Source organism: Hyphomonas neptunium ATCC 15444 (assembly GCF_000013025.1).
Classification (GTDB): Bacteria; Pseudomonadota; Alphaproteobacteria; order Caulobacterales; family Hyphomonadaceae; genus Hyphomonas; species Hyphomonas neptunia.
In genome coordinates this window covers 3179007-3190718 of the sequence record NC_008358.1, presented here as the reverse complement: position 1 = coordinate 3190718, position 11712 = coordinate 3179007, and the positions used below count along the sequence as shown (strand labels likewise).

At 59.9% G+C, this 11712-nt stretch carries 13 protein-coding genes; 9 read left to right on the top strand and 4 right to left on the bottom strand.

Annotated features, from left to right (window positions below; genetic code table 11):
• The first annotated feature begins 73 nt into the window (after nt 1-73).
• Nucleotides 74-1561, top strand: a complete 1488-nt coding sequence (locus HNE_RS14945; protein WP_011647995.1) for an MFS transporter — start codon at nt 74-76, stop codon at nt 1559-1561.
• Here HNE_RS14945 and HNE_RS14940 read toward each other — a convergent pair.
• The 3 genes from HNE_RS14940 to HNE_RS18160 form a co-directional block, all read right to left on the bottom strand.
• Nucleotides 1558-2100 (bottom strand): TadE/TadG family type IV pilus assembly protein, encoded by a 543-nt coding sequence (locus HNE_RS14940; RefSeq protein ID WP_267878712.1) that lies wholly within the window; start codon nt 2098-2100, stop codon nt 1558-1560. The two genes, HNE_RS14945 and HNE_RS14940, sit on opposite strands and share 4 nt — an antisense overlap.
• Before the next feature lie 71 nt (nt 2101-2171).
• A complete protein-coding gene (locus HNE_RS14935; protein WP_233351922.1) occupies nt 2172-2741 on the bottom strand; it encodes a TadE/TadG family type IV pilus assembly protein in 570 nt (189 codons plus the stop codon).
• 109 nt (nt 2742-2850) lie between these two features.
• Entirely contained in the window at nt 2851-3294 is a 444-nt protein-coding gene (locus tag HNE_RS18160) for a pilus assembly protein N-terminal domain-containing protein (protein WP_011647992.1), read from the bottom strand.
• Nucleotides 3295-3601: 307 nt separating this feature from the next.
• Here HNE_RS18160 and HNE_RS14925 point away from each other — a divergent pair, with 307 nt between their 5' ends.
• The 6 genes from HNE_RS14925 (at nt 3602) to HNE_RS14900 (ending at nt 9159) form a co-directional block, all read left to right on the top strand.
• Nucleotides 3602-3775 (top strand): Flp family type IVb pilin, encoded by a 174-nt coding sequence (locus HNE_RS14925; RefSeq protein WP_011647991.1) that lies wholly within the window; start codon nt 3602-3604, stop codon nt 3773-3775.
• 150 nt (nt 3776-3925) lie between these two features.
• Nucleotides 3926-4441 (top strand): A24 family peptidase, encoded by a 516-nt coding sequence (locus HNE_RS14920; protein ID WP_011647990.1) that lies wholly within the window; start codon nt 3926-3928, stop codon nt 4439-4441.
• Between the two features lie 98 nt (nt 4442-4539).
• The gene (gene cpaB, locus HNE_RS14915; RefSeq protein WP_011647989.1) at nt 4540-5385 is read left to right on the top strand and encodes a Flp pilus assembly protein CpaB; all 846 of its coding nucleotides are present in this window, start codon (nt 4540-4542) and stop codon (nt 5383-5385) included.
• Between the two features lie 2 nt (nt 5386-5387).
• Complete coding sequence (locus HNE_RS14910) at nt 5388-6995, top strand: type II and III secretion system protein family protein (RefSeq protein ID WP_011647988.1); 1608 nt, start codon at nt 5388-5390, stop codon at nt 6993-6995.
• 12 nt (nt 6996-7007) lie between these two features.
• On the top strand, nt 7008-7718 hold the full coding sequence (locus HNE_RS14905; RefSeq protein WP_011647987.1) for a CpaD family pilus assembly protein: 711 nt from the start codon (nt 7008-7010) through the stop codon (nt 7716-7718).
• A gap of 34 nt (nt 7719-7752) precedes the next feature.
• Complete coding sequence (locus HNE_RS14900; RefSeq protein WP_011647986.1) at nt 7753-9159, top strand: AAA family ATPase; 1407 nt, start codon at nt 7753-7755, stop codon at nt 9157-9159.
• Here the strand turns inward: HNE_RS14900 and HNE_RS18975 are convergent.
• Entirely contained in the window at nt 9130-9303 is a 174-nt protein-coding gene (locus tag HNE_RS18975) for a hypothetical protein (RefSeq protein ID WP_233351921.1), read from the bottom strand. The two genes, HNE_RS14900 and HNE_RS18975, sit on opposite strands and share 30 nt — an antisense overlap.
• Before the next feature lie 40 nt (nt 9304-9343).
• Between HNE_RS18975 and HNE_RS14895 the strand changes: the two genes are divergently transcribed.
• Nucleotides 9344-10672, top strand: coding sequence for a CpaF family protein (locus HNE_RS14895; protein WP_233351920.1), 1329 nt, complete (start codon nt 9344-9346; stop codon nt 10670-10672).
• An 11-nt stretch (nt 10673-10683) separates the two neighbouring features.
• Nucleotides 10684-11703, top strand: coding sequence for a type II secretion system F family protein (locus tag HNE_RS14890; RefSeq protein ID WP_011647984.1), 1020 nt, complete (start codon nt 10684-10686; stop codon nt 11701-11703).
• Nucleotides 11704-11712 lie beyond the last annotated feature (9 nt).

Below are 11712 nucleotides of genomic sequence, written 5' to 3'. Positions count from 1 at the left end.
CACCTTCCGCTTTATGGATTAGCGTCTAGTCTCGCCAAACAGACGCGCGGGCACACGCGCCGGGAGGATGCGAATGGCTCAAGCGATCGTGGATGCTGCTGGCGGTACCTCGCCTCACAAACATCTCGGGGAGGGCGGCGCGCTCGGCAAGACCGGCTTTGCCTGGGCCTGGTTCGAGGCAGCGCGGAACCCCTATTACATCCTGATCGTCATCTATGTGTTCGCGCCTTATTTTGCGCGCGACATTGTCGGGGCCGACATCCTCGCCAGCGGCCGGCTGGAAGGCCTCTCCCCGGATGAGGCCCGCAGGGTTGCCGGCGCCGAAGGCCAGGCGATGGTCGCCAACCTCTCCAAGACCGCAGGCTATATAGCCGCGCTCACAGCGCCTTTCCTCGGCGCAGCGTTTGACCGGGGCCTGCGCCGCAAACCGCTCATTTTCTTCTGCCTGTCGCTGATCTCGCTGGTCGGCATTTCGCTCTGGTGGGCCATCCCAGGCCCTGCCGGTCTCTCGACCGGAGCGATCATGTCGCTGCTGATCATTGCCTATGTCTGCTACAGCTATAGCGAGGTGGCGCATAACTCTATGCTGCCGGACGCTGCGCGCCTGGATGCCCTGCCTGCCGTCTCGGGCCTGGGGCTGGCGCTCGGCAACGGCATGGCGACGCTGATGTTTGTCGCCATCGTCTTTATGTTCGCGCTGCCGTTGGCCCTTGCCTGGCCGTTCGCACAGCCTCTTTTCGGGATTAATGCAGCCCAGTTCGAACAGTTCCGCATTGTCGGTCCGATTTGCGGCGTGTGGATGCTTGCCGCCATGATCCCGTTCTTCCTCTATGCGAAGGATACGGGCGTGCGGGGCACGCCGCCGCTCCGGGCGATCAGCGAAGGCGCCAAAGGCGTCATCCGCACCATCCGGCAGGCGGCCCAGCACCGTGAAGCGTTCAAATTCCTCATCGCCCGGACGATCTATGCCGACGGCATGTTTGCGCTGCTCACCATCGGGGCCGTCTATGTCAGCCTGTTTCTCGGTTGGGGCCTCATAGAGTTGACCATCTATGCCATCTGGGCGTCCGCCTGGGGCGTTGCCGGCGGCATCTTCGGCGGCTGGCTGGATCAACGGCTTGGCCCGAAAAACGCGCTGATTGTCGAGATTGCGGCCATCGTCGTCATCCTGTTCCTCGGCCTGTCAGTAACGCGGGACTCCGCCTTCTTTGGCCTGGTGCCAAACGTGACAGTCTGGAACGCGCCGTTCTTTTCCGGCTCGTCAGACCTGATCTACCTTGTTCAGGGCGCGTTGATCGCGGTGTTCGCCACGGCCAACATTTCGTCCAGCCGCTCGATGCTGATCCATGTCGCGCCGCCGCATATGCGGGGCGAGTTCTTCGGGCTGTTTGCGATTGCCGGCACGGTCACGGTCTGGCTTGGCCCGCTGCTGATCGAGCAGTTTACCCTCTGGTCTGGTGACCAGCGGATCGGCATGTCGGCGATTGCGCTTCTGTTCTTCTTTGGCCTTGCCGTCCTGTTGACGGTCAAGTCCGACCCACCGCCGCGACGCGTGGCCTAGCTCGTCGGCCCAAAGGCCGGCGCGCTGCCGCCGCTCCGGCTACGCTCGATATTCGAAACGCGCCGCGGGCGCAGGTAAAAGCTGTCGGCAATTGTGGTTGACGTATCGATCACAAAGCCAAAGCCGCTGGAATAATCATATTCCACTTCGGTGAGGATCACCGAGCCAGGGCTCGGCACGATGCCATCAGGTATATTGACGAGCGAGTTGACCGCGCGCGGTGTCATTTCATGTCCATCAGACCATTTAACGCGCTTCTGGCCGTTGCCATTGTCCTCGATGGACGTGATGCGCATGCGGGTTTCCGAGGCCGGGTAGGGCTGCATCATCACGGTAGCGGCATTGTAAAGCTCACGCATGTCAGCATCGGTGACCGTGGCCAGGCGCGAGGTGAGATCACCAAGGCTCGAAGCAGTCGCCGTCACGCGCCGGTCAGCCCGCATTAGAAAGCTGAGTTCGATACAGCCGAAGAAAATCAGTACCATCAAGGGTGCAATGACTGCAAATTCAACAGCGGATACACCGTCCTCATTTCGCAAAAGACTTTTGACGCCGCGCTTTCGCGGAGCATTCTTCCGAGACAGGCGTGCCTCAAAATACTGACGGAACATCATTCTGATTCACTCCCGAAGGGCTCATTGCGGAACACAGCGTTGGACTGGATCAGGTGCCTGTTCTCAGCCAAATTGGCGAGCGGCGCTGTGATGCCGGGAGTGAACAAATCCCACTCGTAAAACACGCGCACGGCGACAATGTCATTTGGTCCACCGGGCGCAAATCCGAAATCTTCGTCATCTATCAGACCGGCGACGTTGATGGGCGATCCCGATGGTGTGCTGGAGAATCCACTAACTGTCTGAACATCAAAGTAGAGGCGGTTCTCACAATCCATCATCCCCATCATTTCGTTACACAGCGCGCTCCGAAATTCTTCTGCGGACATACCGGCGGATTGGGCTGCGCCGGTGCGAAGAGGGCGGGCAGCATTGGCAACCCCATGATCCAGGATCGCGGCCATGATGAAGATCATGCACACTTCGAGCAGGCCAAAAATCAGAAAAAAGAAGGGCGCCGCAATCAGGGCGAACTCCACCGCAGCCACGCCGCGATTTTCGCTGGCATAGCTGCTGAAGCGCTCACGCAGGCGCGCGGCAAGGCTGTATCGGGCGCTGGGCATCATCAGGCGAACTTCCCCACTGGGATCAGCCTGAAGACCTATCATGTTCCGGTTTGTGTCCCGTTGATCAGGTCAATGCAATTTCATGCATCTTGTCCTGAGAGACGGCGCCTCAGTTGCCGTCGGTCAAAGCCTGGGTCTGTATCTGTTGCTGAATGAGGCCGGAGAAATATTCCGAGTCATCACCCAGTGTCAGGGCCGAGCGGCACACAGGCGCGCAGTCATAGGTCTGGTTCTGGCCGGCGCGATTGACAGTCACCAGACTGGATGAGTTGGCGGTGACAACAACCTCGGCGCTGTACACCTCTTCACCGGCCTTATTGAACACCATGAGATTGGTGGTGCCATAGCTTTTGCCTGTAACGAAGATCAGCCGGTCATCATGAACCGCCACATCGGCAATGTTCTTGTTACCGACAACAATGCTGGCGGCCGGGCCGGTCAGGCGAAGCGGTACGGTTTTGGAGGCCTCAACAGACAGCTGTTGGGCGAAGGCAGTGCCTGCCAGGAACAGGCTTGCGAGGGCGACGAGAGCAGGCTTTACGGCGTTCTTCATTATACGGAGGCTCCGGCGCGGGTTTGAGGGACCGTCGCTGATTTTAGTTTCCCATTTCCTAATGAAGCCGCCTACGCCTTGCGGCGAGGGGGCGGCTGGGGCCACTTTTCCAAATGTATATATAAGGAATCACGCGCGCGTGACGGCCGGATTCGTCCCATCCGAATCGGTAAACAACCCCCTGATTTTGCTTCATGATTTTTCCGTTTGCGGAAACGAGATGTCAGGACTGCTCGTGTAGAACCGTACCTGTTCCGGGAATAAAAGTTTCAAGCCGGGACTTTCAAACGCATGATGGGAGTTTCCAATGTTTGCACGTTTTCTGAAAGATGAGTCCGGCGCAACCGCAATCGAGTACGGCCTCATCGCCGCTCTGATCGCTGTCGCCATCATCGGCGGTGTTTCCGCTCTGGGTACCCAAGTCGACACCACGTTCGACGAAATTGAAAAAGGCATCCGGACTGGCGAAGCGCCTGCCTAATTCGCTGCAAGTTAGCGATATTGCATAGTGAGAGAGCCGCCGGTCTTCCGGCGGCTCTTTTCGTTTGTGCCCGGTTCATCTGCTTCAAGGCTTCTTTCAGGCTTTTGCGGCAGGGTGCGGGTTGGTGACAAATCAAACGGGAGACGCCCCATGGCCCTCATGGTCCTCGCAGCCTTTTTTCTCAGCCTGTGTGTTGTGGCGGCACTCTACGATATTAATCAGCTGAAGATTCCCAACTGGCTGAACCTGACGATCGCAGGCCTCTTTATTCCAGCGGCTGCCGTTTCAGGCCTGCCACTTGAGATCATTGGCGGCCATCTGATGGCGGGCGGCCTTGCCTTCGTGGTTGCCTTTGGCCTCTTTGCCTTCCGCATCTTCGGGGGAGGGGACGCCAAGATGATCCCCGCCGTCGTACTGTGGATGGGGCCGGAAGCGGCGTTTGCCTTTGCTTTCAAGATGGCAATCGCGGGCGGTATCTGCGCCATGCTGATCCTGGCGGTCCGCCGCACCACACCTGCCGAAGCTGTCCCCGGCTTCATGCGGGCCCCGTTCCAGGACAAAGCCAGCGTTCCCTACGGCGTCGCGATCGCCGCCGGCGCGATCCTGGCGGGTTCCGCGTCGCCCCTGCTTGCTGATCTCTTCAGGGCCGCCGGAATTACCGGTTAACGATCCTTTAGGCGGCGCATGCAATTTTCCGAACAGTATGAACTGGCTGGCCGCAAACATTTACCTTTGTTTGCGGAATTCGGAGGGAGTGGCGCCGCATGTCGCCTATACGCATTATCATCCTGTTGCTGGCGCTTGTGGCGGCCGGCGGGGCAGCCCTGCTTGTAAGCCGGATGAGCCAGCCGCAGGTCGTGACCGAAACGGTCACCCGCGACAATAATATCATCGAGAAAGAGCAGGTCTCGGAAATCAAGGTTCTGACCGCCAGCCGCGATCTGACCATTGGTGAGCAGATCAAGGCGGAAGACCTGCAATGGTCGATCTGGCCGGAACTGGGCGTTGCCGAAGGGCAATACACCGAGACCGCCGCGCCCGGCGCCGTTGAAGAGTTGACCGGCGCGGTCGTCAAAATGCCGATCTACAAGCTTGAGCCCATCATGCCGCAGCGCGTCGTGAAGCGCGGCGAGGCGGGCCTTCTGCCCGTCCTGATGGGTGAAGACATGCGCGCGGTCTCGATTGGCATCTCGCCCGAGTCCGCTTCAGGCGGTTTCATCCTGCCAAATGACCGGGTCGACCTGATCCTGACCTATGAGCAGACCCCATCGGCCACGAACGGGCTGACCTCGGCGCGTACTGTCTCCATGACGGTCCTGCAGAATGTCCGCGTTCTGGCAATCGACCAGACCTATGCACCCGGTGAGCCCGAAGAATCCACGCGTATCGGCCAGACAGCCACGCTTGAAGTGCTGCCGTCCGAGGCCGAGCTCGTCGCCCTTTCCCAAAGCAAGGGACAACTTTCGCTGGCTCTGCGCCCGCTCAACGACCTTGCCGTCAGTTCTCCGCGCAAGCCGCGCCTCGAGCTGAATGGCGGGGATGAAGGGGAAGGCGCGGTCATGATTATCCGCAACAGCCAGCCGACACTTACGGCCATGGGGAGCAACTGAACATGCGCACGATCAAGGCGCTGACCTGCGCTGCCATAGTTGCAATCCTCCCAGCGCCCTTCGCGTTGGCCCAGACCATTCCCAACGGCATGGGCACCAGCATCACCAAGCCGGGTGACCAGGCCGTTTCCCGCCGCGTGACGCTGGGCGTCGACAAGTCGATGATCGTCGATCTGGAAGCACCTGCCGCCGATGTGGTCATTTCCAATCCGGAGATTGCCGACGCTGTCGTGCAGACCGCGCAGCGGATCATCTTCCGGGGCATCAAGTTCGGACAGACCAATGCCCTGATCTTTGACCGGGCCGGCAACACCCTGCTTGATCTCAACATCATGGTTGAGACCGATCTTGCTGCGCTCGAAGAGACCATCTCGCGCCACATTCCCGATGCGCGCGTCAAGATCGAAAGCTTCAATGGCAGCGTCATCCTGACCGGCATGGTGGACAACCTCTCCCAGTCTGATCAGGTCAGCCAACTGGTAAAGGCGTTTTTCCCGGAATCGGCCGGGGGCGGTGAACTCCAGATCGTCAACATGCTGAACGTCAACGCGGCCGATCAGGTCATGCTCGAAGTGCGCATCGTCGAGATGCAGCGCAGCGTGATCAAACAGCTTGGTATCAATCTCTCGGGCGCCACCAGCTTCGGCGAACTGGCAAACCAGACCCTGCAGCAGGTTTTCCAGGGCGGCTTGCCTCTGTTCTTCGATCCGGATTCCGGCGAGTACAACACGACCGGTCAAGGCACCGCTGTCGAAATGCTCCAGCCAGCCGGCCCCTCCAGCAATACGATCAGCGGCAGCGCGTCGAGCGGCTTCAACGTTCAGGGACAGGCGCTGGGCGGCATCTCACTGGAAACCGGATACACCAATTACAACAATGGCCGTCTGCAATCCTCCATCGGCGCCGCGATCGATGCCATGGAGCGGGTAGGTATCGTCCGCACACTGGCAGAACCCAACATCGTCGCCATGTCGGGCGAAAGCGCCAAATTCCTCGCGGGCGGCGAGTTCCCCGTGCCGGTCGGCCAGAACCAGAACGGTCAGATCACGGTTGAGTTCAAGCCCTATGGCGTGGGCCTTGCCTTCACCCCGGTCGTGCTGTCCGAGGGCCGCATATCTCTGAAGGTTTCGACCGAAGTGTCCGAGTTGACCTCACAGGGCGCCTTCCAGGGCGCGGCTCAGACCATCACCGATGGAGATGGCAACACGACCATCATCCAGGGCGCCACACTGCCGGCCCTGTCCGTCCGGCGCGCTGAATCGGTGGTCGAGCTTCCCTCGGGCGGCTCGATGATGATGGCCGGTCTCATCTCGGTGAAAGACCGTCAGACCATCGACCAGCTGCCCGGCCTCAAGAAATTGCCGATCCTCGGATCCCTGTTCCAGTCGCGGGACTTCCTGTCGGAAGAAACAGAACTGGTGGTGATGGTAACGCCTTATCTCGTCGGCGCTACCAACAAGGCAAGCATGGTGACGCCGGCCGATGGTTACGCCAACGCATCGGACGCCAAGACCATCTTCTTCGGCAAGCTGAATGAAACCTATGGCCGTGATGGCGCTCCCATCAAGCCGGATGACTATCGCGCCCCCGTGGGCTTTATGGAAGAGTAGGGCAAGACAGACATGACCCGTCACATCCGTTCACTGAAAACACTCATCGCGTTGGGCGCCGGCGCCGCGGCGATCACGGCCTGCGCCAGCGTCGCGCCGACCGCGGTTCCCGCCGCCTACCTGGAGACTTCGCCGTTGGACCTCAATCCCATCAAGGTCGAGAAGCGCACCGAGTTCCTTGAGGTTTCGATTGACGCCTATGCCGGTGAGCTTTCCAGCTCCGACCGCGCCCGCATCCAGGATTTCATGCGCGGATATGTGCGGCGGGGTCATGGTCCGCTCGTCCTGTCGATGCCCCAGGTTTCGTCCAATCCCCAGCTGGCTGTGGCCGCTGTGGCAGAGGCACGCGCCATCGCCTGGGATATGGGCGTTGAGTATCAGGAAATTTCCGGCACAGCTCACGGGTCAGGTTCTTCCGTCAGTGAGCCGATGATCCTTGCCTATCAGAGCTATGAGGCGATTGCGCCAAATTGTCCGCCAAAGTCGACGGTCGATTTCAGCAACATCGATTCCAATAATCAGATGGAAACACTCGGCTGCTCGGTGCGCACCAATCTCGCTGCGATGATCATTGACCCAGCCGACCTTCTGGGCAACCGCCCGCTGGACCGTTCGGATCTGGCGCGCCGCGAAGTCATTCTCGAGAAGTTCCGCGCGGGTGAATCCACCGCATCGGAACGCTCGAGCCAGGAATCCGGCGCCGTTTCGTCGGCAGTCCAGTAAGGTTTTGGCAGGAGCCACGGGGAGCACGATCAAGATGGGCAAGGATAACACGATGTTCGAAGACGACATCGACCCTGAATTCGAAGATGTGTTTGGCGAAGAAGCGCCATCGACACCTATCGAGAAGGCCACAGCGGCCATCTTCGGCGACACGCCGGCTCCATCCGCAGCGCCGGTTCAGCCCGTCGTCGAGTTTGCAGGTCGTCCGGCCAATTACAACATGCCGGTCTTCTCTTCGGGGGACGAGGGCGGTGATGCACTTCTTCCGGCAATTTCCATCAAGCTGTTTTATGAGCGCGAAGAAACCCGCCTGCTCATGGAGCTGTGCGCTCAGGACCGGCGCATGGGCCGGGCAACGGTCGAATGCCTGCCGGGCGGTATTCCGTCTGCGATCCATTATCTGCGCGGCAACCCCACGCCCAACCTGATCCTGATCGAGTCCGGCTCGGTCGCAGAGCAGGTTGTCAGTGAAATCGACGCCTTGGCCGAACATTGCGACGAACATGTCAAAGTGCTCGTTATCGGCGCCGTCAACGACATCCGCCTCTATCGGCAGCTGATGGCGCGGGGGGTCTCCGAATATCTCGTCCCGCCATTCCAGCCGCTGCAGATCATCCGGGCGATTTCAAACCTGTTTACGGATCCCGATGCACCATTCGTCGGCCGCCAGATTTCGGTCGTCGGTGCCAAGGGCGGGGTAGGGGCCTCGACCATTGCGCACAACCTTGCCTGGTCGCTTGCCGAGAATATCAAGGTCAATACGACGCTGGTCGATCTGGATCTTTCCTTCGGCACCACAGCGCTCGACTTCAACCAGGAGACGCCTCAGACGATTGCGGACGCATTGCTGGCGCCGGAACGCGCCGATGACGCCGTTATCGAACGCCTGCTGGCGCGGGCCACAGAACGCCTGTCGCTGTTTACAGCCCCGGCGCATATCAATCAGATCATCGACATTCCCGATGATGCGTACACGACCGTCATTCAGGGCGTGCGACGGAATGTGCCGTTCATGGTGCTCGATCTGCCGCATGTCTGGAACCACTGGCTGCGCACGATGCTGATCCAGTCAGATGAAGTCATCGTGGTGTGCCAGCCAGACCTTGCGTCGCTGCGTAACGGCAAGAACCTGATCGACCAGCTGAAGGGACACCGCGTCAACGACCATCCGCCCCGGCTCGTGCTCAATATGTGCGGTGTGCCAAAGCGTCCGGAAATTCCGGTGAAGGATTTTGCTGCCGCCATTGGCGTCGAACCGGAAATTGTTGTGCCATTCGATCCTGAAGTGTTCGGCACGGCGGCCAACAATGGTCAGATGATTTCAGAGACCGGCCCGGCGTCGCGGCCGGCGATGGCGATAGACGAACTGGCAGCGTCCTTAAGTGGGCGAACTCTGCAGAGGGTTGAGAAATCATTCCTCAAGAAACTGCTCGGTAAGTAGGACGATAAAAACGACGGGATAGAACATGGCTTTCGGCAAACGCTCGGGTACATCTTCCGCAACGCTGCCACCACCGGCGCCTGCGGCGGCGCCGAAGCCAGCGGCTGCGCCATCGCCAGCTTCGGGGGCTCCGGCGGCGGCCAAGCCGCGCGCGTCTGAGCCTGCCGCGCCGCATGTCAGCAAATTGAAGACCCCGGAAGTGAAGCCGGAGCCGGTCCGCAAGGTCAACCAGCATTCCGATCAGTATTACGCAACGAAGACGACGATCTTCAATGCGCTGATCGATACGATTGATCTCTCGCAGCTCGCCCAGCTCGACACCGAAAGTGCCCGCGAAGAAATTCGCGACATTGTGGTTGAAATTATCAGCATCAAGAATGTCGTGATGTCGATCTCCGAGCAGGAGTATCTGCTGGACGACATCTGTAACGATGTTCTCGGCTATGGCCCGCTGGAGCCACTGCTCGCACGCGACGACATTGCCGACATCATGGTCAATGGCGCCGACACCACCTATATCGAGGTCAACGGCAAGATCGAGCGGACCAACATCCGCTTCCGCGACAATGCGCAGCTCATGAACATCTGTCAGCGGATCGTGAGCCAGGTAGGCCGCCGCGTCGATGAAAGCTCCCCCATCTGTGACGCGCGCCTTCTGGATGGCTCGCGTGTGAACGTCATTGCCCCACCGCTGGCGATTGATGGGCCGACGCTCACCATTCGTAAGTTCAAGAAAGACAAGCTGAAACTGAACGACCTTGTACGCTTCGGCTCGATCAGCGAATGCGGCGCCGAAATCCTGCGCATCATCGGCCACAGCCGCTGCAACGTCCTGATCTCCGGCGGTACGGGCTCGGGCAAGACGACGCTACTCAACTGTCTCACCGGCTTCATCGAGCCCGGCGAGCGCGTCATCACCTGCGAAGACTCCGCCGAACTTCAGCTTCAGCAGCCCCATGTGGTGCGCCTCGAAACCCGCCCGCCGAATATCGAGGGCTCGGGCGAGATCACGATGCGCGAGCTGGTCAAGAACTGTCTGCGTATGCGTCCGGAGCGGATTATCGTGGGCGAGGTCCGCGGTCCTGAGGCGTTTGACCTTCTCCAGGCCATGAACACGGGCCATGACGGCTCGATGGGCACGCTCCACGCCAACAGCCCGCGCGAAGCGCTGAGCCGGGTTGAATCCATGATTACGATGGGCGGCTTCTCCCTTCCGGCAAAAACCATCCGTGAAATGATTGTCGGATCGATCGACATCGTCGTCCAGGCCTCGCGTCTGCGGGATGGCTCCCGCCGCATCATGTGCATCACCGAAGTGCTCGGTCTTGAGGGCGATACGATCGTCCTTCAGGACATCATGAAATACGAGATCGATGGGGAAGATGAAGACGGCAAGATCATCGGGCGCCATCGCGGGCTCGGTATCGGCCGGCCACGCTTCTGGGAGCGCGCGTCCTATTACAATCTTGAGCGCGAACTTGCTGCGGCGCTTGATGAACTGAACGGTGCCTGATGTCTGGTGCGATGATCCCCTATATCGTGGCTGCGCTGGCGTTTCTCGCGATTGCCGGGCTTGGTCTCGTCCTGACCGGCGGCAATGATGATGCGGCACGCAAGCGCGCCAGAGCCATCAGCGCGGGCCGGGGAGGGGCGCCTGTAAAGGGCGGCAAGGTCGTCGATGAAAACATTCGCCGCCGCGCCAAGACCCAGGAAATGCTCGAAGGTCTGCGCCGTCAGGACAAGGAACGCCGCCGCAACGATCCCATGCGGAATATCGGCTCCAAGCTCACTCAGGCGGGCCTGGAAATTCCGGTCCCCATGTTCTGGCTGCTTTCGGCTGTTTGCGGGCTCATCTGCGCAGGTATCGTCTATATCTCCGGCGCAGACGGTCTCGTCATCAACGGTATCTCCCTGAAAAGCCGGCCAGTGCTCATCGCAGCGGCCTTCTTTGGCGGCACTCTGGGCATTCCCCAGTTCATACTCAACTTCCTGATCAAGGGCCGCCACACCAAGATGATCAACCAGTTTGCCGACGCGCTGGACATCATCGTGCGCGGTGTGCGGTCCGGCCTGCCGCTCAACGAATGTATCCGCGTCATTGCCAAGGAAAGCCCCGAGCCGCTGCGCAAGGAGTTCCTGACATTCGCCGACAATCTCGCGATGGGCGCCGGGCTGGAACGATCACTGGCCGCGCTCTACAAGCGCCTTCCGCTCCAGGAGATCAACTTCTTCGCCATCGTGCTGATCATTCAGTCAAAAGCGGGCGGCAACCTCTCCGAAGCGCTGCACAACCTCTCGACAGTGATCCGTTCCCGGAAGATGATGCGGGAAAAGGTCAAGGCGCTTTCCTCGGAAGCCAAGGCGTCGGCCATGATCATCGGCAGCCTTCCGATTGCCGTGGGCGTGATGGTCTTCCTGACCACGCCCGACTACATCATGACACTGTTCACGACCGAGACGGGTCACGTCATCCTCGTCGTCGCAGTAGGTATGATGGGCTCGGGCATCACGGTCATGCGCAATATGATGAACTTTGATATGTGAGGCGCAGGC

Excerpts from the sequence above, each read along its gene's own strand:
- HNE_RS14945 (WP_011647995.1), top strand. The coding sequence starts at position 74 with ATGGCTCAAGCGATCGTGGATGCTGCTGGCGGTACCTCGCCTCACAAA.
- HNE_RS14935 (WP_233351922.1), bottom strand. The coding sequence starts at position 2,741 with ATGATGCCCAGCGCCCGATACAGCCTTGCCGCGCGCCTGCGTGAGCGC.
- HNE_RS18160 (WP_011647992.1), bottom strand. The coding sequence starts at position 3,294 with ATGAAGAACGCCGTAAAGCCTGCTCTCGTCGCCCTCGCAAGCCTGTTC.
- HNE_RS14925 (WP_011647991.1), top strand. The coding sequence starts at position 3,602 with ATGTTTGCACGTTTTCTGAAAGATGAGTCCGGCGCAACCGCAATCGAG.
- HNE_RS14920 (WP_011647990.1), top strand. The coding sequence starts at position 3,926 with ATGGCCCTCATGGTCCTCGCAGCCTTTTTTCTCAGCCTGTGTGTTGTG.
- cpaB (WP_011647989.1), top strand. The coding sequence starts at position 4,540 with ATGTCGCCTATACGCATTATCATCCTGTTGCTGGCGCTTGTGGCGGCC.
- HNE_RS14910 (WP_011647988.1), top strand. The coding sequence starts at position 5,388 with ATGCGCACGATCAAGGCGCTGACCTGCGCTGCCATAGTTGCAATCCTC.
- HNE_RS14905 (WP_011647987.1), top strand. The coding sequence starts at position 7,008 with ATGACCCGTCACATCCGTTCACTGAAAACACTCATCGCGTTGGGCGCC.
- HNE_RS14900 (WP_011647986.1), top strand. The coding sequence starts at position 7,753 with ATGGGCAAGGATAACACGATGTTCGAAGACGACATCGACCCTGAATTC.
- HNE_RS14890 (WP_011647984.1), top strand. The coding sequence starts at position 10,684 with ATGATCCCCTATATCGTGGCTGCGCTGGCGTTTCTCGCGATTGCCGGG.